General features: G+C 72.1%; 19 protein-coding genes. 8 read left to right on the forward strand and 11 right to left on the reverse strand.

What is annotated here, in order from left to right; genetic code table 11:
* Positions 1–6: 6 nt before the first annotated feature.
* Genes ACILR4_RS21245 through ACILR4_RS21255 form a run of 3 tightly spaced genes read left to right on the forward strand, consistent with a single transcriptional unit; the run spans position 7 to position 2,104 of the window.
* Positions 7–810 (forward strand): HpcH/HpaI aldolase/citrate lyase family protein, encoded by an 804-nt coding sequence (locus ACILR4_RS21245; RefSeq protein WP_395702876.1) that lies wholly within the window; start codon positions 7–9, stop codon positions 808–810.
* Entirely contained in the window at positions 807–1,235 is a 429-nt protein-coding gene (locus tag ACILR4_RS21250; RefSeq protein WP_395702877.1) for a nuclear transport factor 2 family protein, read from the forward strand. Before ACILR4_RS21245 ends, ACILR4_RS21250 begins: the two co-directional genes overlap by 4 nt.
* Positions 1,232–2,104 (forward strand): fumarylacetoacetate hydrolase family protein, encoded by an 873-nt coding sequence (locus ACILR4_RS21255; RefSeq protein WP_395702878.1) that lies wholly within the window; start codon positions 1,232–1,234, stop codon positions 2,102–2,104. Before ACILR4_RS21250 ends, ACILR4_RS21255 begins: the two co-directional genes overlap by 4 nt.
* A gap of 5 nt (positions 2,105–2,109) precedes the next feature.
* Here ACILR4_RS21255 and ACILR4_RS21260 read toward each other — a convergent pair whose 3' ends face one another.
* Positions 2,110–3,090 (reverse strand): LysR family transcriptional regulator, encoded by a 981-nt coding sequence (locus ACILR4_RS21260; protein ID WP_395702879.1) that lies wholly within the window; start codon positions 3,088–3,090, stop codon positions 2,110–2,112.
* Positions 3,091–3,224: 134 nt separating this feature from the next.
* Between ACILR4_RS21260 and ACILR4_RS21265 the strand changes: the two genes are divergently transcribed.
* Together ACILR4_RS21265 and ACILR4_RS21270 are read left to right on the forward strand one after the other, a co-directional pair.
* A complete protein-coding gene (locus ACILR4_RS21265; protein ID WP_395702880.1) occupies positions 3,225–4,211 on the forward strand; it encodes a Bug family tripartite tricarboxylate transporter substrate binding protein in 987 nt (328 codons plus the stop codon).
* 54 nt (positions 4,212–4,265) lie between these two features.
* Entirely contained in the window at positions 4,266–4,724 is a 459-nt protein-coding gene (locus ACILR4_RS21270; protein WP_395702881.1) for a heme-binding protein, read from the forward strand.
* 8 nt (positions 4,725–4,732) lie between these two features.
* Here ACILR4_RS21270 and ACILR4_RS21275 read toward each other — a convergent pair whose 3' ends face one another.
* The 7 genes from ACILR4_RS21275 to hutC form a co-directional block, all read right to left on the reverse strand.
* Positions 4,733–5,665, reverse strand: coding sequence for a ketopantoate reductase family protein (locus tag ACILR4_RS21275; protein WP_395702882.1), 933 nt, complete (start codon positions 5,663–5,665; stop codon positions 4,733–4,735).
* 25 nt (positions 5,666–5,690) lie between these two features.
* Positions 5,691–6,110, reverse strand: a complete 420-nt coding sequence (locus tag ACILR4_RS21280; protein WP_395702883.1) for an NUDIX hydrolase — start codon at positions 6,108–6,110, stop codon at positions 5,691–5,693.
* Positions 6,111–6,199: 89 nt separating this feature from the next.
* Positions 6,200–7,609: a formimidoylglutamate deiminase gene (locus ACILR4_RS21285; RefSeq protein WP_395702884.1), complete on the reverse strand. Its 1,410-nt coding sequence runs from the start codon at positions 7,607–7,609 to the stop codon at positions 6,200–6,202.
* Entirely contained in the window at positions 7,606–8,400 is a 795-nt protein-coding gene (hutG, locus tag ACILR4_RS21290; RefSeq protein WP_395702885.1) for an N-formylglutamate deformylase, read from the reverse strand. The genes ACILR4_RS21285 and hutG overlap by 4 nt, the downstream gene beginning before the upstream one ends.
* Positions 8,397–9,629, reverse strand: coding sequence for an imidazolonepropionase (gene hutI / locus ACILR4_RS21295; protein ID WP_395702886.1), 1,233 nt, complete (start codon positions 9,627–9,629; stop codon positions 8,397–8,399). Before hutI ends, hutG begins: the two co-directional genes overlap by 4 nt.
* A complete protein-coding gene (locus tag ACILR4_RS21300) occupies positions 9,626–10,210 on the reverse strand; it encodes a HutD family protein (protein WP_395702887.1) in 585 nt (194 codons plus the stop codon). The genes hutI and ACILR4_RS21300 overlap by 4 nt, the downstream gene beginning before the upstream one ends.
* Positions 10,211–10,280: 70 nt before the next feature.
* Positions 10,281–11,042 carry a histidine utilization repressor gene (gene hutC / locus ACILR4_RS21305; RefSeq protein ID WP_395702888.1) on the reverse strand — a complete coding sequence of 254 codons (762 nt, stop codon included), beginning with the start codon at positions 11,040–11,042 and terminating at the stop codon, positions 10,281–10,283.
* Between the two features lie 87 nt (positions 11,043–11,129).
* Here hutC and hutU point away from each other — a divergent pair, with 87 nt between their 5' ends.
* The 3 genes from hutU (at position 11,130) to ACILR4_RS21320 (ending at position 15,412) form a co-directional block, all read left to right on the forward strand.
* A complete protein-coding gene (hutU, locus tag ACILR4_RS21310; RefSeq protein ID WP_395702889.1) occupies positions 11,130–12,833 on the forward strand; it encodes a urocanate hydratase in 1,704 nt (567 codons plus the stop codon).
* 8 nt (positions 12,834–12,841) lie between these two features.
* Positions 12,842–14,323: a histidine ammonia-lyase gene (hutH, locus tag ACILR4_RS21315; RefSeq protein ID WP_395702894.1), complete on the forward strand. Its 1,482-nt coding sequence runs from the start codon at positions 12,842–12,844 to the stop codon at positions 14,321–14,323.
* 78 nt (positions 14,324–14,401) lie between these two features.
* Positions 14,402–15,412, forward strand: a complete 1,011-nt coding sequence (locus tag ACILR4_RS21320) for a cytochrome-c peroxidase (protein ID WP_395702890.1) — start codon at positions 14,402–14,404, stop codon at positions 15,410–15,412.
* 13 nt (positions 15,413–15,425) lie between these two features.
* Here ACILR4_RS21320 and ACILR4_RS21325 read toward each other — a convergent pair whose 3' ends face one another.
* From ACILR4_RS21325 to ACILR4_RS21335, 3 genes are all read right to left on the reverse strand, one after another.
* Positions 15,426–16,460, reverse strand: a complete 1,035-nt coding sequence (locus tag ACILR4_RS21325) for an adenylate/guanylate cyclase domain-containing protein (protein ID WP_395702891.1) — start codon at positions 16,458–16,460, stop codon at positions 15,426–15,428.
* Positions 16,453–16,794, reverse strand: a complete 342-nt coding sequence (locus tag ACILR4_RS21330) for an Hpt domain-containing protein (RefSeq protein WP_395702892.1) — start codon at positions 16,792–16,794, stop codon at positions 16,453–16,455. The genes ACILR4_RS21325 and ACILR4_RS21330 overlap by 8 nt, the downstream gene beginning before the upstream one ends.
* 4 nt (positions 16,795–16,798) lie before the next feature.
* Positions 16,799–17,377, reverse strand: a 579-nt coding sequence (locus ACILR4_RS21335) for a response regulator (protein WP_395702893.1), incomplete at its 5' end; no start/stop codon positions are given.

The following is a 17,377-nucleotide window of genomic DNA, read 5'->3' on the forward strand; positions in this document are numbered from 1 at the left end:
CCGCGAATGGACATCCTGCCCAACCTGGCGCTGCGGCGCCTGCAGGCCGGCCAGGTGGCGCTGGGCTTCGGCGCCGCGCTGCTGCGCACGGTGGCCGTGGTGCCGCTGGCGCGCGCCGCCGGCTTCCACTGGCTGACGCTGGACCTCGAGCACGGCGTGGCCACGCTGGCCGAGGCAGCGCAGCTGTGCATGGCCGCCAGCAGCACCGGCCTGGCGCCGATCATGCGCATCGCACCCGAGGCCTGGTCCGACGGCACGCGGCTGCTGGACAACGGCGCGCAAGGCCTGCTGGTGCCCGACGTGCGCAGCGCCGCGCAGGCGCGCCGCATCGTCGAGGCCTTCCGCCATCCGCCGCGCGGCCAGCGCGCCTGGGGCGCGAACCTGTTCCCGTTCGGCTACCGGCCGCCGCCGCTGCCCGAGGCGATGCGCCAGGTCGATGGCGAGACCTTGCTGGCCGCGATGATCGAAAGCGCCGAAGGCGTCGCGTCCGCCGCCGCGATCGCCGCGACGCCGGGCATCGACGTGCTGTTCGTCGGCATCGCCGACCTGAGCCTGCAGCTGGGCGCACCGGGCCAGCCCGGCGATGCGCGCGTGCAGGCGGCGGTCGAGCGCGTGGCCGCGGCCTGCGCGGCCAGCGGCAAGGTGCTGGGCCTGGGCGGCGTGTACGACAGCACCTGGCTGCCGCACTACCTGCAGCGCGGTGCGCGCTTCATCGCCGGCGGCAACGACCAGGGCTTCGTGCTCGGCGCCGCCAGCGAGCGCGCCGCGTGGCTGGACCGGCTGGCCGCGGACGCGCGGGTGGTGGTATGACGCTCTTGCCCTTGCAGTGCCAATGGCCCGATGCCGCCACCGCACGCGCGCTGCAGACGCTGTGCGACGAGTTCTGCTGGCTGGTGGACCACGGCCATGCGGACCGCACCCAGCACCTGTTCACGCCCGATGTGCAGTACCACGCGCAGGGCGTGGCCAGTGCGGGCATCGAAGCGCTGATGCGCCGCATGGCCGAGCGCGCGGCGCGGCGCGACTACCGGTCGCGGCACGTCGTCTCCGGCCTGCGGCTGCACGCCTGCGGCCCGGACGAGGTGCAGGGCCAGTCGCTGCTGGTGGTGTACCGCGACAGCCCGTCGCCCGCGCTGGTGGCCGACGTGCACGACCGCTACCGCCGCGGCGCCGCGGGCGACTGGCGCATCGCGCAGCGCCACATCGAGCCGGCGCTGCCGGCGGCGGCGCGATGACGGCGCTGCAAGCCGTGAAGGCCGTGAAGGTGCAGCGCGACGGGGCCTGCGCCGCCGGCCTGCTGGCCGACGACGGGCGCGTGGCCATCGTCGGCCCGTGGCACGCGGGGCCGGCGCAGCGCACGCCGTTCGAGCTGGCCGGGGTGCCCGCCGCGGCCTGGCCCGCGCTGGCCGCCGCCGCGCCCGAGCAGCTGTGGCTGCAGGACATCGAACTGGCCGCGCCGGTGGATGGGCGCAGCAAGCTCATCTGCGTGGGGGCCAACTACCGCGACCATGCCGCCGAGATCGGGCTCTCGGCCGACACGCCGCCGCAGGTGTTCCTGCGCCATGCCGATTCGCTGGTCGGCCACGACCAGCCCTTGTGGCGGCCGCGGGTGTCCGCGCAGCTGGACTTCGAAGGCGAGCTGGCCGTGGTGATCGGCCGCCCGGCGCGCCATGTGGCCCCGGCGCAGGCGCTGGCGCGTGTGCTGGGCTACAGCTGCTTCCTCGACGGCAGCGTGCGCGACTACCAGCGCCAGTCGATCGGTGCCGGCAAGAACTTCTGGCGTTCCGGCGCGATGGGGCCGTGGATCGTGGCCGCCGAGGGGCTGCCGGCGGCCGCCGACCTGGCGCTGGCCACCCACGTCAACGGCCAGCCGGTGCAGCAGGGCCGCACCGGCCAGATGGTGCACGACGTGGCCGCACTGGTGGCCTACTGCTCGCAGTGGACCGCGCTGCTGCCCGGCGACGTGATCGCCACCGGCACGCCGGCGGGCATCGGCGCGCGCCGCAACCCGCCGCTGTGGTTGCGCGCCGGCGATGTGGTGGAGGTGACGATCGAGGGCCTCGGCACGCTGCGCAACCCGGTGCTCGACGAAGCCGATGGCTGACGCACTCAATCGGCGTTAGCACGCGAACGTGCCGCTGCCGGCCGCGCGGCGGCGCGCCGCTGACGTGCCGGCGCCGCCGGCTCCGGCCGCAGGCGCTGGCGGTCGTACTCGACGATGCGCTCGATCGTCTGCCGCACCACCGGCTGGCGCTGGTCCTTGTGGCACAGCAGCGTCACGTCCAGCAGGATCGGCGGCAACGCGGGCGACACCGGCTGCACCAGCCCGGCCTCCAGGTAGCCGCGCGAGCCGGAACTCGCGGTGAGCCCGATGCCGCCGGTGCGGTGGATCAGCTCGAGGATGGCCACCATGTGGGTGCAGGCGTTGATGTTGTCGAACTCGGCGCGGTGCTGGTGCAGCGCCGCCATCGCCACCGGGTACAGCACCGAACTGCGCGGCACCAGCCAGATCGGCACGCTGCCCAGCAGCTCGGCCAGCGGGATCGGCTTGCCGCCGCGCGTGCGCGGCACGCGGCTGGACATCAGCCACTGCGATTCCTCCGGCGTCAGGCTGATCGCGTCCATCTGCGGGTTGCGGCCGGCGCCGGCCACCACCGCGATGTCGAGCCGGCCGGTCTCGAGCTTCTGCACCATGCTCTGGCCCACGTCGACATCGATCTCGTAGCGCACCTGCGGCATCGCCTCGCGCAGCCGCGCCACCAGCTGCGGAAACCAGCTCAGCATCACGTGCGGGATGCCCAGCCGCACCACGCCGCGCAGCGAGCCCGGCGCGGCATAGGCGGCCATCTCCAGCTCGATGCCGCGCACCAGCGGCTCGACGCGGCGGATGAACTCGCGGCCCTCGATCGTGAGCTCCATGCGCCGGCCGCGCTTCTGGAAGAAGGCGATGCCCACCGAGGCCTCCAGCTCGCGCACGCGCGCGGTGACCGCGGGCTGCGAGGCATTGAGCCGCAGCGCCGCGGCACCGAAGCTGCCGGCATTGGCGATGCAGCAGACGGTCTCGAAGTTCGTGAGGTTCAGGCGCGGCATGACGTATCCAGAATTTCGATGGAATCAGAACCAAAGCTTTGTCTTGTGTCGATGATTCGACCTTCCTACAGTGGTGGTCGTCAAGAGCGGTTTGCCCGGGCGGGCGGCCGCCGCAACCCGGAGACACGACCCCGATGAACCTGCATCGACGCCGCCTGGCCACCGCACTGGCCCTGATCCCGATCGCCGCCGCACGGGCGCAGGCCACCACGGGCGCGGCCGCCTTCCCGAGCAAGCCGATCAAGCTGGTGGTGGGCTTTCCGCCGGGCGGCTCGGCCGATGCGCAGGCGCGGCTGATCGCCGCCAAGCTCGGTGCCCAGCTGGGCCAGCAGGTGATCGTCGACAACCGGCCGGGGGCCGGCGGCAATATCGGTGCCGACGCGGTGGCCAAGGCGCCGCCCGACGGCCACACGCTGCTGCTGGCCGCGGTGTCGGCCTTCGCGATCAACCCCTGGCTGTACCCGCGCCTGCCGTTCGACCCGGCGCGCGACTTCGCCTACATCGGCCAGATCGCCAGCTTCCAGGGCGTGGTGGTGGTGGGGCCCGACCAGCCGATGCCGTCGATGAAGGCGCTGGCGGCCTACGCGCGGGCGCACCCGGGCCAGCTGGTCTACGGCTCGCCCGGCAATGGCACCACGCCGCATCTGGCGGCCGAGCTGTTCCGCCGCGCCGCCGGCGTCGAACTGCAGCATGCGCCGTACCGCGGCGACGCGCCGGCGCTGACCGATGTCGCCGGCGGCCAGCTGCCGGTGGCCTTCGTCAACCTCGGCCCGGCGATCGGCCTGATCAGGAGCGGCCGCGTGCGCGCGCTGGCCGTCACCGGCGACCGGCGCGCCAGCACGCTGCCCGAGGTGCCGACGCTCGAGGAAGCCGGCTTCGCGCATGCCGCGGTGCCCGGCTGGTCGGGCCTGGCGGCGCCGGCCGGCACGCCGCCGGCGATCGTCGAGCGCCTGGCCCAGGCGCTGAAGACGGTGGCCGCCGACGCCGAGTTCCGCCAGCTGGCGGAACAGCAGTCGGCCGAGGTGCGCTTCGTGCCGCCGGCCGCGTTCGCCGCGCAGGCCGCGGCCGACCGCAGCCGCTTCGGCAAGCTGGTCAAGGACAGCGGCATCACGCTGGACTGAGCGCGGAACGGCACATTCATCCAACGACGAGACATCCTCACCCAGCTGATTCCCATGACCGCTGCTATCGCGACATCTGCCACCGCCGCGACCGCCGAGCTGCCGATGCGCCCGGGCCTGAGCCTGGCCCTGGCCAAGCGCCTGCTGCAGGCCGGCGAAGCCGAGGCGCTGACGCGTCAATTGGCCGTCAGCATCGTGATCGCCGACGACGGCGGCCACCCCTGGGCGCTGTTGCGGCTGGATGCGGCGCCACCGGCCACCGCGGCCATCGCCGGCGAGAAGGCGCGCACCGCCGCGCTGATCCGGCGCCCGGGCAAGGCCTTCGAGGACCTGATCAACGGCGGCCGCACCGCGCTGCTGTCGATCGGCAGCCTGCACGGCATGCTCGATGGCGGCATGCCGCTGATGGTGCAGGGCCACTGCATCGGCGCGGTCGGTGTCTCGGGTGGCCGGCCGCCCGAGGACAACGCGGTGGTCGACGCGGTGCTGCGGGCGCTGGCGGGCGCCGTGTAGTTTGTGGTTTAGAGCGGCGCGGCCGGCGCGCCGTTCTCGTACAGCACCAGCCCGCGGTACACCGCGCTGTGCGCCGGTGTCGGCACGCCGAGCTCCAGGCCCAGCGCATGCACGCGGCCGCTGAGCCAGCCTAGCTCGAGCCGGTTGCCGCGTTCCAGGTCTTCCGACATCGACGAACGCATCGCCGGCGGCATGCCGCCGATGCGCGCCATCACCTCGTCGGCCAGGCCGGCGCGCAGGCCGACGCCGCGGGCCTGCGCCAGCGCGATCGATTCATCGACCAGCTGGCGCAGGAAGGCGCGCGCTTCCGGATGGCCATTGATCGCCCCCAGCCGGGCCCGCAGCAGCGTGGTGGCGCCGGACACCGCGGCGAGCACGACGAACTTCTCCCAGATCACCAGGTCCGCGTGCTCGCTGAGCTTGATCTCGAGGCCGGGCAGGTCGGCAGCCGCCTGCTGCAACGCGGCCATCACAGGGTCGCCCTGCGCGCTGTCGGCCACGATGCTGTGCAGGCCGCCGGGCGAGCGGATCACGCCGGGCCGCTCGATCACCGCGGAGACGTAGATCACGCCGCCCCGCACCTGCGCCGCCGGCCCCAGCTGCGCGCGGATCATCGCGACGCTGTCGATGCCGTTCTGCAAGGTCAGCACGCGGGTTTCGGGGCCGACCAGCGGTGCCATCTGGCGCGCGGCGGCCTCGGTGTCGAACAGCTTCACCGCGAAGATCACCAGGTCCACCGGGCCGATGGCGGCCGGGTCGTCGCTGGCCTGCACCGGCGGCAGCTGCAGCGGCAGCTGCGGATGCTCGATGCGCAGGCCTTCGCTGCGCAGCGCCGCCAGGTGCGCGCCGCGGGCGATGAAGTGCACGTCCTGCCCGGCCTGCTGCAGCCAGGCGCCGACGTAGCCGCCGACGCCGCCCGAGCCCATGATGGCGATGCGCATGATCGTTCTCCCGTGTGTCGAGGGTTCAGTCCAGCGGCGGACGATAACCGCTGTCGTGCAGCGTCTGCAGCGGCGCGAACAGCGGCTGCGGCAGCGCGTCCCACCCGCACCACTGCCAGCCGCGGCACTTGTCGGGTTCCATCACCTGCGGCTCGCCGTCCGGCACCGAGGCGACGACGAACAGCGTGACGTAGTGGCGGCCCAGTTCCGCGAACACATCGCTGGTGTAGGGCGCGGGGCGGAACGCGGTGGCGACCAGTCCGGTCTCTTCGAGCAGCTCGCGCGCGGCGCAGGCGGGCACCGTCTCGCCGAACTCGAGGTGGCCGCCGGGCAGGGCCCAGGTCCCTTCGCCATGCGAGCCTTGCCGCAGGCCGAGCAGCACGCGGCCCGCGCGCACCACGATCACGCCCACGCCGACGCGTGGGCTGGCGTCAAGGCCGGCCATCGACGTGCAGCGCCTGCGAGAGGCAGCCGGGTTTCAGCCGCGCGCGGCCCAGAACCAGGATCATCGTGCCGCTCCTTGGGTGAAGACGTTCAGGCCGGGGCCCAAAGCTCGGCCATCGTCGCGGCAAAGCGCTGGGCGATGGCGGCCTGCGCCGGCAACGCGCCGTCGCGCAGCACAGGATGGCCTGCCACCCCCACCTCCACGAACGCCAGCCCTTCGGTGGCGAACACCAGCGCATCGAGCGCATGGCTGGCCGGCACGCCCAGCAGCCCGGGCGCCTGCAGGTCCAGCACCAGCCAGTCGGCGCGCGCGCCAGGCTCGAATCCCCAACGCGCAAAGCCAGCGGCCGGCGCGCCGCCGTGCAGCATGCGCTGGTACAGCCGCGCCGCGGTGGCCGGCTGCTGCGCCTGCGGCGCGGCCGCCACGTTGCGACGGCGCAGTTGCAGGCGCTGGCCGTATTCCAGCAGCTTCAGCTCCGCCGGCCACTGGCGGCCGACATGGCTGTCCGAGCCGATCGACAGCACCGTGCCGGCACCCAGCCAGCGCGGCACGTCGGTCAGGCCGTCGCCCAGGTTGGCCTCGGTGCTGGGGCAGATCACCACGCCGGCGCCGCTGCGGGCGACGCCGTCGATCTCGTCCGCGGTGGCATGGGTCGCATGCACCAGCTGCCAGCGTGCGTCCAGCGCGACGTTCTGCAGCAGCCATTCGATCGGGCGCCGGCCGGTGGCGGCCAGGCAGTCGTCGACCTCGGCGGTCTGCTCGGCGATGTGGAGGTGGATCGGACCGGCATCGCCTTCGAGCGCGCGCTGCAGGCGGGCGATGGCCTCGGCCGGTGCGGCGCGCAGCGAATGGATCGCGACGCCGGCGTTCACGCACGGCTGCCGCGCGGCGCGAACGCTGTCGCGCCAAGTGAGCAGCCGTTCGACATCGGTCGCGAAGCGGCGCTGGTCCTCGCGCAGCGCGGGCTGCGTGAAGCCGGCGCGCTGGTACAGCACCGGCAGCAGGGTCAGGCCAATGCCGGTGGCGCCGGCCGCGCGCATCAGCGCATGGCTCATCGCCAGCGGGTCGGGGTAGGGCCGGCCATCGGGCGCATGGTGCAGGTAGTGGAATTCGCAGACCTGCGTGTAGCCGCCCTGCAGCAGCTCGGCATAGAGCTGCGTGGCCACCGCTTCCAGCGCCTCGGGCGACATGCGCAGCGCCACTGCGTACATGCGGTCGCGCCAGCTCCAGAAGTCGTCGTTCTCGCCCTCGCGCCGCTCGGCCAGGCCGGCGAAGGCGCGCTGGAAGGCATGGCTGTGGGCATTGACCAGGCCGGGCAGCAGCGGGCCGGGCAGCACGCGCGTGCCGGGCGGCGGCGGCACGTCGGGCCGGACCTCGGCCCACAGCCCGGAAGCGGCATCGATGCGCAGCGCGACGCCGGCCTGCCAGCGGCCGTCGACCCAGGCCTGCGGCGCCCACAGCAGCGTGTCGTGCAGGGTGTCGTTCGCCAAGCCCGTCATGGCCGCCAGTCCAGCATCGTCTGCACCAGCTGGCGCAGCAGCGGCTGCACCGCGGCTGCCCGTTCGTCATGCCACGCAAAAGGCGCGGCCTCTTCCATGTAGCAGGACCAGCACATCTCCAGTTGCACCGCATGGATGTGCTGCGCCGGCCGGCCGTAGTGGCGCGTGATGTGGCCGCCCTTGAAGCGGCCGTCGACGATCTGCGTGTAGCGCTGCTGGCCGGCCAGCACCGTGGCCAGCGCCAGGCGCAGGTCGGGGTGGCAGCTGCTGCCTTGGGCGGTGCCGAGGTTCAGGTCCCACAGCTTGCCTTCGAACAGCCAGGGCAGCTCGGACTTGATGCTGTGGCCGTCGAACAGCACCGCATGGCCGTGCGCGGCGCGCAGCCGGTTCAGCTCGAGGTTCAGCGCATCGTGGTACGGGCGCCAGTAGCTGGCGACGCGGCGCCGGATCTCGGCCTCGTCGGGCGCTTGGGCCTCGCGGTACAGCGCGTCGCCGGTGAAGAAGCGCGTCGGGCACAGCTCGGTGTTGTTGACGCCGGGGTACATCGGCGCGTTCTCGGGCGGGCGGTTCAAATCCACCAGGTAGCGGCTGTAGCGCGGCACCAGCACCGAGGCGCCGAGTTCGCGCGCAAAGCCGTACAGCCGTTCCAGGTGCCAGTCGGTGTCTTCCACCGCCAGCGCGCGTTCGACATAACGCGCTTTCTGATCGTCCGGGATCACGGTGCCCACATGCGGCAGGCTGATCAGCAGCGGCGTGCTGCCGCGGTGAAGGGTGAAGATGTCGTCGCTCATGCATCAGGCCCCAGGATCTCGATGCCGGCGCGCAGCACGCGCTGGCAGGGGTTGCGGCCGAACCAGTAGGCCAGCTCGTTCGGTGCGGCCAGGTCCCACACCACGAAGTCGGCCTGCAGGCCGGCCTTCAGCTGGCCATGGCTGTGCTGCAGGCCCAGCGCCCGCGCCGCGTGCACGGTGACGCCGCGCAGCGCCTCCTCGGGCGTCAGGCGGAAGAAGGTGCAGGCCATGTTCAGCATCAGCAGCAGCGACAGGCCCGGCGCGGAGCCGGGGTTGTGGTCGCTGGCGATGGCGATCGGCACGCCGGCGGCGCGCAGCGCGGCGATCGGCGGCAGCCTGGTCTCGCGCAGGAAGTAGAACGCGCCGGGCAGCAGCACCGCCACGGTGCCAGCATGCGCCATCGCGGCCACGCCGTCGCCGTCCAGGTGCTCGAGGTGGTCGCAGGACAGGGCGTTGAACTCGGCCGCCAGCGCCGCACCATGCTGGTTGCTCAGCTGCTCGGCATGCAGCTTGACCGGCAGGCCCAGGCGGGCCGCGGCTTCGAACATGCGCCGCGTCTGCGCCGGCGTGAAGCCGATTTCGTCGCAGAAGGCATCGACCGCATCGACCAGGCCTTCGGCATGCAGCTGCGGCAGCCAGGCGCAGGCGGCCTCGATGTAGTCGTCGGGCCGGCCGGCGAATTCATGCGGCAGCGCATGCGCGGCCAGGCTGGTGGTGCGCACCGTCAGCGGCAGCTCGCGGCCGAGGCGCCGCGCCACGCGCAGGCAGCGCGCCTCGTGCTCGGCCGAGAGGCCGTAGCCCGACTTCACCTCGATCACCGTGACGCCTTCGTTCATCAGCGCCGCGGCGCGGTCGGCCGCGCTGTTGAAGAGCTGGCCGTCGGTGGCGACGCGGGTGGCCGAGACGGTGGAACGGATGCCACCGCCGGCGCGCGCGATCTGGTCGTAGCTGGCGCCCTGCAGCCGCAGCTCGAACTCGGTGGCGCGGTGGCCGCCGTAGACCAGGTGCGTGTGGCAGTCGATCAGGCCGGGCGTGACCAGCGCGCCATCGAGCTTCACGTCGCGTGGGGCGCTGCGGGCGAGTTCCGCCGGCAGCTCGGCCTCGGGGCCGACCCACAGCAGCGTGTCGCCCTCGACCAGCAGCGCGCCATCGTCGATCAAACCCCAGGCCGAACCGGGCTGCATCGTGGCGAGCCGGGCCTGGCGGTACAGCGTGCGGTGCGCGCTCATGGTGCCACCGCAGGCTCGATCGCCAGCCACCAGGCTGCGGGCGCGCCGCTGCCGCCCACCACGCGCCAGCGCTGGCGCCGCGCATGGTGGCTCAGGGCCAGCGAGAACGCGGGCAGCACCATCGCATCGGCATCGTCTATCTGCAGCAGCATCGGCTCGGCGGCGAACACCGCGCGTGTCGCGGCGAGGCTGATCCACTCCTCGCTGTCGCGCGCCGCGAGCATCGTGCCGCCGGCGGCGCCGTCGCGCAGCATCAGGTTCAGGTCCTGCGTGGCGCCGCCCTGCAGGCTGCAATGCGGAGCGCGTGCGCCGTCGAAGTGCAAGGGGGCGCTGGCGGTGTTCAGCATCGCGCGGTGGCCGGCGCCGAAGTCCAGCACCACGCCGTGGCCCTGCACCACCGCGAACCAGCGGGTGATGCCGGGGTAGGCCGAGAATGCGCCGTCCTGGCGCACCTCGGCCAGGCTGATGCGCCAGGCCCAGTGCTCGCCCGGCGCCGAGGCCGCGAGTTCGCGAGTCTGGCCACCGCCATTGCGCCACGGCTGCGGCGCGACACGGTCCGCCACGACAAGTTCAAGGCTCATGCGGCTCCCTTGGCGCTGCGCGCCTGTCCCTCCAGGAGGGAATTCGCCCCTTCGGGCGGCCGGGCGGGGCTCATGGCGAAAACGACCCTTCCAGCGAATACAGCGTGCCCGGGTGCACCAGGCGTGCGATGGTGATCGGCGTGTCGAGCTGCTGCGTGCGGCGCACGACGACGAGGCAGGGCGCGCCGGCGTCGATGCCGAGCAGGCGCGCTTCCTCGGCGCTGGGCAGCGCGGCCTCGATCGAATACTGCGCCTGCCACACCGGCGCCACTTCCAGCAGGTAGTGCGTGGGCGTGGTCTGCGTGAAGTCGACGCCCAGGTAGTCCGGCGCGACGGCAGGGTTCACGTAGCGGTCTTCGCACTGGATCGGCACGCCGTTCTCGCGGTGCACGATGAGGGTGTGGAACACCGCGTCGCCGTTGCGCAGGCCCAGGCGGGCGGCCAGCGCGGCGGGGGCGCGTTCCTTGCGAGCGATGTGGACAACAGCGTCATGCCGGTGGCCGCGCGCGGCGATCTCGTCATGCAGGTCGCGGATCGTCAATGTCGACGACACCCGGTGCAGCTGCGCGGCAAAGGTACCCACGCCCTGCACCCGGTCGACCAGCCCCTCGGTCTGCAGCTCGCGCAGCGCGCGGTTCACGGTCATGCGGCTGACGCCGAACTGCGCCACCAGCTCGGCTTCGGAGGGCATCAGCGCCCCGGGCGGGTACTCGCCGCGGGACAGGGCGTCTTTCAGGTGCTGCTTGACGCGGGCGTACGGCGCAAGCGCCGCCTTGGCAGCGCGGGGCGCAAGCGCCGCAGAGGCGTTGGCAGGGGCGGCGGGTGGCGGCATGGGTGCGAATGCTACTTGCATCGACTTGTCTAGACAAGTACAGTTCGCGCCATCGCATCACACCCGATGCTGTGCCGGAGACGCCTGATGACCGACCTGTCCACCGCCCGCCACCTGGCTCAAGCGCGCCCCGTGAAGGCGCCCACCGGCCCCACGCTGCACTGCCGCAACTGGCTGATCGAGGCGGCCTACCGGATGATCCAGAACAACCTCGACCCGGCCGTGGCCGAGAACCCCGATGCGCTGGTGGTGTACGGCGGCATCGGCAAGGCCGCGCGCAACTGGGACTGCTTCGAGGCCATCCTGCAGTCGCTGCGCGAACTGAAGGAAGACGAATCGCTGCTGGTGCAAAGCGGCAAGCCGGTGGGCGTGTTCCGCACGCATGCCGATGCGCCGCGCGTGCTGATCGCCAACTCGAACCTGGTGCCCAAGTGGGCCACCTGGGAACACTTCCACGAACTCGACCGCCAGGGCCTGATGATGTACGGCCAGATGACCGCCGGCAGCTGGATCTACATCGGCAGCCAGGGCATCGTGCAGGGCACCTACGAGACCTTTGTCGAAGCCGCGCGCCAGCACTTCGGCGGTGACGCCAAGGGGCGCTGGATCCTCACCGCCGGCCTCGGCGGCATGGGCGGCGCGCAGCCGCTGGCGGCCAGCTTCGCGGGCTTCTGCTCGCTGAACATCGAGTGCCAGCAGTCGCGCATCGATTTCCGGCTGCGCAGCCGCTATCTGGACGAGCAGGCGACTGACGTGGACGATGCGCTGGCCCGCATCGCCCGCTACACGGCCGAGGGCAAGGCGGTGTCGATCGGGCTGCTGGGCAACGCGGCCGAACTGCTGCCCGCGTTGGTGAAGCGTGCGCAGGCCGGCGGTTTGAAGCCCGACCTCGTCACCGACCAGACCTCGGCGCACGACCTGGTGAACGGCTACCTGCCCGCGGGCTGGAGCGTGGAACGCTGGCGCGCGGCCCAGGCCGATGCCGCCGAGCATGCGGGGCTGCGCGATGCGGCCGCGAAGAGCTGTGCCACGCATGTGCAGGCGATGCTGGCGTTCCAGGCGATGGGCATCCCGACGGTGGACTACGGCAACAACATCCGCCAGGTGGCCTTCGACACCGGCGTGAAGAACGCCTTCGACTTCCCCGGCTTCGTGCCGGCCTACATCCGGCCGCTGTTCTGCCGCGGCAAGGGGCCGTTCCGCTGGGTGGCGCTGTCGGGCGACCCGGAAGACATCCGCAAGACCGACGCGAAGATGAAGGAGCTGTTCCCCGAGGACAAGCACCTGCACCGCTGGCTGGACATGGCCGGCGAGCGCATCGCGTTCCAGGGACTGCCGGCGCGCATCTGCTGGATCGGCCTGGGCGAGCGCCACCGTGCCGGCCTGGCGTTCAACGAGATGGTGAAGTCCGGCGAGCTGAAGGCGCCGATCGTGATCGGCCGCGACCACCTGGATTCGGGCTCGGTCGCCTCGCCGAACCGCGAGACCGAGAGCATGAAGGACGGCAGCGACGCCGTGAGCGACTGGCCGCTGCTGAACGCGCTGCTGAACACCGCGGGCGGCGCCACCTGGGTCAGCCTGCACCATGGCGGCGGCGTCGGCATGGGCTATTCGCAGCATGCCGGCGTGGTGATCGTCTGCGACGGCACCGATGCCGCGGCCAGGCGCATCGAGCGCGTGCTGTGGAACGACCCCGCCACCGGCGTGATGCGCCATGCCGATGCGGGCTATGACGAGGCCATTGCCTGCGCGAAAGAGCAGGGCCTGAACCTTCCCATGCTCGGAGCCTGATCTTGCAACTGACCTTGAAGCCCGGCGCGCTGTCGCTGGAAGACCTGCTGGCCATCCACCGCGGTGGCATCACGCTGAGCCTGGACCCGGCCGCCAGGCCCATCATCGAAGCCAGCGCCGCCATCGTGCGCCGGGCGGCCGAAGGCAGCGAGCCGGTGTACGGCGTGAACACCGGCTTCGGCAAGCTGGCCAACCAGCGCATCAGCGAGGCCGACCTGGCGCGGCTGCAGCTGAACCTGATCCGCTCGCATTCGGTGGGCGTGGGCGAGCCGCTGCAACCCGCGGTGGTGCGCCTGATGCTGGCGACGAAGGCCGCCTCGCTGGCGCGCGGTGCCTCGGGCGTGCGGCCGGTCGTCATCGACCAGCTGCTCGCGGTGTTCAATGCGGGCCTGGTGCCGTATGTGCCGAGCCAGGGCTCGGTCGGTGCTTCGGGCGACCTGGCGCCGCTGTCGCACATGACGCTGGCGCTGATCGGCGAGGGCGAGTTCCTGGTCGAAGGCCGACGCCGGCCCGCGGCCGCGATGCTGGCCGAGGCCGGCCTCGCACCGCTGCAGCTGGCGGCCAAGGAAGGCCTGGCGCTGATCAACGGCACGCAGACCTCCACCGCGCTGGCGCTGCACGGCCTGCTCAGCTTCGAGCCGGTGCTCGAAGCCGCGCTGGTGGTGGGCGCGCTCACCGTCGATGCCGCGCGCGGCAGCGATGGCCCGTTCGACCCGCGCATCCATGCGCTGCGCGGCCAGCCCGGCCAGATCGACGTCGCGCAGTACTACCGTGCGCTGCTGGCCGGCAGCCAGATCCGCAAGAGCCACGAGACCGGCGACGACCGCGTGCAGGACCCCTACTGCCTGCGCTGCCAGCCGCAGGTGGTGGGCGCCTGCCTCGACCAGCTGCGCCATGCCGCGCTGGTGCTGCTGCGCGAAGCGAATGCCGTCACCGACAACCCGCTGGTGTTGGCGGCGGACGCGATGGCGGTGGCCATCGCCGAGGTCGGCGCGATCGCCGAGCGCCGCATTGCGATGCTGATCGACGCCGGCGTCTCGCGCCTGCCGCCGTTCCTGACCGCGAACGCCGGGCTCAACTCGGGCTTCATGATTGCGCATGTCACCGCGGCCGCGCTGGCGTCGGAGAACAAGTCGCTGGCGCATCCGGCCAGCGTCGATTCGCTGCCGACCTCGGCCAACCAGGAAGACCATGTGTCGATGGCCACCTTCGCCGCGCGCCGGCTGCAGGCGATGATCCACAACACCGCGCACATCCTCGGCATCGAGCTGCTCGCGGCCGGGCAGGGCATCGAGTTCCTGCGGCCGCTGCGCAGCAGCACCGCGCTCGAGCAGGCGCATGCGCTGCTGCGCGAGAACTGCCCCTCGGTGGACGAAGACCGCTTCCTGGCGCCGGACATCGAGCGCGCCACCGCGCTGGTGACCGGCGGCGCGCTGTCGCGCGTGTTCCGCACGCTGGGTGGCCTGCCCGCGCTGTGGGTGGCGGTCTGACCCCTGTGGCATTGGGTGCTTGACAGCCGGGGGCTCGCCGAGGGAGAACCGCGGGTCTTCACTTTGCCGAGACCCCGCATGCCGAACCTCCGCGCGCTGTTGTCCGTCACCACCCTCGCGGCCGCGGCCGCCCTGCTGGCCGGCTGCGCCATGCCGGGCAGCAGCGAGCCGGCGCCCGAGCGCATCTCCGAACTCGGCCCGGTGCCGCACCCGGCCGACAACCCGGCCACGCCGGCCAAGCTGGCGCTGGGCGCGCAGCTGTTCATCGACACGCGGCTGTCCGGCAGCGGCAAGATGGCCTGCCAGAGCTGCCACTACCGCGAGCTGGGCTGGACCGATGCCAAGCCGCTATCCACCAAAGACGATGGCGGCTTGAACACCCGCCACACCCCGTCCCTGTACAACGTGGGTTATCAGACCTCGTGGTACTGGGACGGCCGCGCCACCACGCTGGAAGGCCAGGTGCTGGCCGCCTGGCGCGGCCAGATCGGCGCCGACCCGGCCAAGGTGGCCGCGCTGCTGAACACGGTGCCGGGCTACAAGAGCCAGTTCCAGGCGGTGTACGGCAGCGATGCCACGCCCGACACCATCGTCAAGTCGCTGGCCGCCTACCTGCGCACCCTGGTCAGCACCGATGCGCCCTGGGACAAGTACGAGAAGGGCGACCGCAACGCCGTCTCGGCCGACGCGAAGCAGGGCTTCCGGCTCTTCATGGGCAAGGGCAAGTGCGCCGCGTGCCACACGCCGCCCAGCTTCGGCAATGGCGGCTTCCACAACATCGGGCTCGAAGGCGGCAAGGCCAAGCCCGACCTCGGCCGCTTCAACGTGACGAAGAACGAGGCCGACACCAGCGCGTTCAAGACGCCCACGCTGCGCTCGATCGCGCTGTCGGGCCCGTACTTCCACGATGGCAGCGTGAAGACCCTGCGCGAAGCGGTGAAGGTCATGGCCTCAGGCGGCGGCAACGATCCGCGCAAGTCGCCGATCCTCACGCCCACCGGCCTGACGGAGGCCGAGATCGACCAGGTGGTGGCCTTCCTGCAGACGCTGACCAGCACCGAGCCCTGGGTGGCGCCGAAGCTGCCGTGACGATCCGGGGCGCTCAGCGCACCGCGAAGACGTTAACCGCCGCGGCCTTGCCTTTCAGATGCACCGGCCCCAGTGGCTCGGTGGGCACCGCGCCGGCCAGCTCGGCCTGCGTGTCGGCATCGATCAGGATCGGCCGCTTCGCCTCCTTGGTGTGCGCCTCCAGCCGCGCCGCCAGGTTCACCGTGTCGCCGACGCAGGTGTAGGTGGCGCGTTCCTGCGTGCCGGTGTAGCCGGCCACCATCTCGCCGGTGGCGATGCCGATGCCGATGTGCAGCTCGGGCCGGCCGGCCGCGCGCTGCTCGGCGCGGAACTGCGCCATCATCTGCTGCATCTCCAGCGCCGCCAGCACCGCGCTGGCGGCTGCGTCGTCCAGCGGCTGCGGCGCGCCGAAGATGGCCATCAGCCCGTCGCCGATCATCTGGTTGACCACGCCGCCGCAGCGGCCGATGGCGTCGAACATCAGCGTGTAGTAGGTGTTCAGCAGCTCGATGATCTCGGCCGGCGTCTGCGATTCGACCAGGCTGGTGAAGCCGCGGATGTCGCAGAACATCACCGTGCCGCGCACATGCCGGCCGCCGAGCGAGAAGCCCGAGGTCGCCAGGTCCCGCGCCACCTGCTGCGTGGCGAAGCGCGCCACCAGCTCGCGCTGGGTGTCGCGCAGGCGCTTCTTCTCGAGGCTGGCGCCGATGCGCGCCTTCAGCAGCACCGGGTTCACCGGCTTGCTCAGGTAGTCTTCCGCACCCAGCTCGATGCAGCGCACCACGTTCTCCAGCCCGTCCAGCGCCGAGGTCACGATGACCGGCAGGTCGCGCAGCTCGGCATCGGCCTTCAGCTCGGCCAGCACCTCGAAGCCGTCCATCTCCGGCATCTCGATGTCCAGCAGCAGCAGGTCGTAGCGCCGGCCGCCGCCGCGCAGCATCTGCAGCGCCTGGCGGCCGTTCTCGGCCACCTCGGTGTGGTGGCCCTGCTGCGTGAGGTGCCGCGTCAATAACAGGCGATTGACGCGGTTGTCGTCCACCAGCAGCAGCTGGCCGGCGGGCTCAGCCATGGTTCATCGCCTTCAGCGCCGTGGCGGCGCGCTCGTAGGCCTGCGCCAGGGCGGCCAGCCGCGGCGCGGCCTGCTCGCCCAGCGTGGGCAGCGGGCTCAGCTCGAGCTCGCGCGCCAGTGTGCTGAGCTCCACCGCGCCGAAGGTGTGGCCGTTGGACTTCAGCGTGTGCGCGGCGCGCTTGAAGGCGGCGGCGTCGCCGGCGGCCTGCGCGCGCTGCAGCTCGGCCAGCAGGGGCGGCGCGTCTTCCAGGAAGGTCTGCAGCAGTTCGGCGACGAAGTCGGCGCCGGCGCTGTCCTGGAGTTCCTTGAGGATCTGCGGGTCGAGGATGTCCACGGTGTCAGGTCTCCCGTCGTGCGGCGGTGCGTTGCAGGGCCTGGACCAGGCCCTCGACGCGGATCGGTTTGGTCAGGTAGTCGTCCATGCCGGCGGCCAGGCACTCCTCGCGGTCGCCCTGCATCGCGTTGGCGGTCATCGCCACGATGCGCGGCCGCTCGCCATCGGGCCAGCGGGTGACGATGCGGCGCGTGGCTTCGAGCCCGTCCATCTCCGGCATCTGCACGTCCATCAGCACCAGGTCGTAGCGCTGGCGCTGCAGGCTTTCGATGGCCTCGACGCCGTTGCTGGCCACGTCGGCGCGGTAGCCCATCTGTTGCAGCAGGCGCAGCGCGAGCTTCTGGTTCACCACGTTGTCCTCGGCCAGCAGGATGCGCAGCGGGTGGGCTTCGGCCATCGCGGTGTTCAGCCGCGCCCGCTCGGACGCCGCGGGCTGGGGTCGGGCCTCGTGCGCGAGCAGCGTCACCAGCGTGTCGAACAGCTGGCTCTGGCGCAGCGGCTTGGCCAGCGCGGCGGCAAACAGCGCATCGGCATCGCCCGCCTCCTTGCGGCCGAGCGAGCTGAACAGCACCAGCGGCAGGGC

Source organism: Aquabacterium sp., from assembly GCF_044226965.1.
GTDB lineage: Bacteria > Pseudomonadota > Gammaproteobacteria > Burkholderiales > Burkholderiaceae_C > Pseudaquabacterium.

Excerpts from the sequence above, each read along its gene's own strand:
- hutG (WP_395702885.1), bottom strand. The coding sequence starts at position 8,400 with ATGAGCGACGACATCTTCACCCTTCACCGCGGCAGCACGCCGCTGCTG.
- hutC (WP_395702888.1), bottom strand. The coding sequence starts at position 11,042 with ATGCCGCCACCCGCCGCCCCTGCCAACGCCTCTGCGGCGCTTGCGCCC.
- ACILR4_RS21250 (WP_395702877.1), top strand. The coding sequence starts at position 807 with ATGACGCTCTTGCCCTTGCAGTGCCAATGGCCCGATGCCGCCACCGCA.
- ACILR4_RS21285 (WP_395702884.1), bottom strand. The coding sequence starts at position 7,609 with ATGACGGGCTTGGCGAACGACACCCTGCACGACACGCTGCTGTGGGCG.
- ACILR4_RS21260 (WP_395702879.1), bottom strand. The coding sequence starts at position 3,090 with ATGCCGCGCCTGAACCTCACGAACTTCGAGACCGTCTGCTGCATCGCC.
- ACILR4_RS21280 (WP_395702883.1), bottom strand. The coding sequence starts at position 6,110 with ATGGCCGGCCTTGACGCCAGCCCACGCGTCGGCGTGGGCGTGATCGTG.
- ACILR4_RS21265 (WP_395702880.1), top strand. The coding sequence starts at position 3,225 with ATGAACCTGCATCGACGCCGCCTGGCCACCGCACTGGCCCTGATCCCG.
- hutU (WP_395702889.1), top strand. The coding sequence starts at position 11,130 with ATGACCGACCTGTCCACCGCCCGCCACCTGGCTCAAGCGCGCCCCGTG.
- ACILR4_RS21320 (WP_395702890.1), top strand. The coding sequence starts at position 14,402 with ATGCCGAACCTCCGCGCGCTGTTGTCCGTCACCACCCTCGCGGCCGCG.
- ACILR4_RS21300 (WP_395702887.1), bottom strand. The coding sequence starts at position 10,210 with ATGAGCCTTGAACTTGTCGTGGCGGACCGTGTCGCGCCGCAGCCGTGG.
- ACILR4_RS21255 (WP_395702878.1), top strand. The coding sequence starts at position 1,232 with ATGACGGCGCTGCAAGCCGTGAAGGCCGTGAAGGTGCAGCGCGACGGG.
- ACILR4_RS21270 (WP_395702881.1), top strand. The coding sequence starts at position 4,266 with ATGACCGCTGCTATCGCGACATCTGCCACCGCCGCGACCGCCGAGCTG.
- ACILR4_RS21245 (WP_395702876.1), top strand. The coding sequence starts at position 7 with ATGGACATCCTGCCCAACCTGGCGCTGCGGCGCCTGCAGGCCGGCCAG.
- ACILR4_RS21325 (WP_395702891.1), bottom strand. The coding sequence starts at position 16,460 with ATGGCTGAGCCCGCCGGCCAGCTGCTGCTGGTGGACGACAACCGCGTC.
- ACILR4_RS21275 (WP_395702882.1), bottom strand. The coding sequence starts at position 5,665 with ATGCGCATCGCCATCATGGGCTCGGGCGGCGTCGGCGGCTACGTCGGC.
- hutI (WP_395702886.1), bottom strand. The coding sequence starts at position 9,629 with ATGAGCGCGCACCGCACGCTGTACCGCCAGGCCCGGCTCGCCACGATG.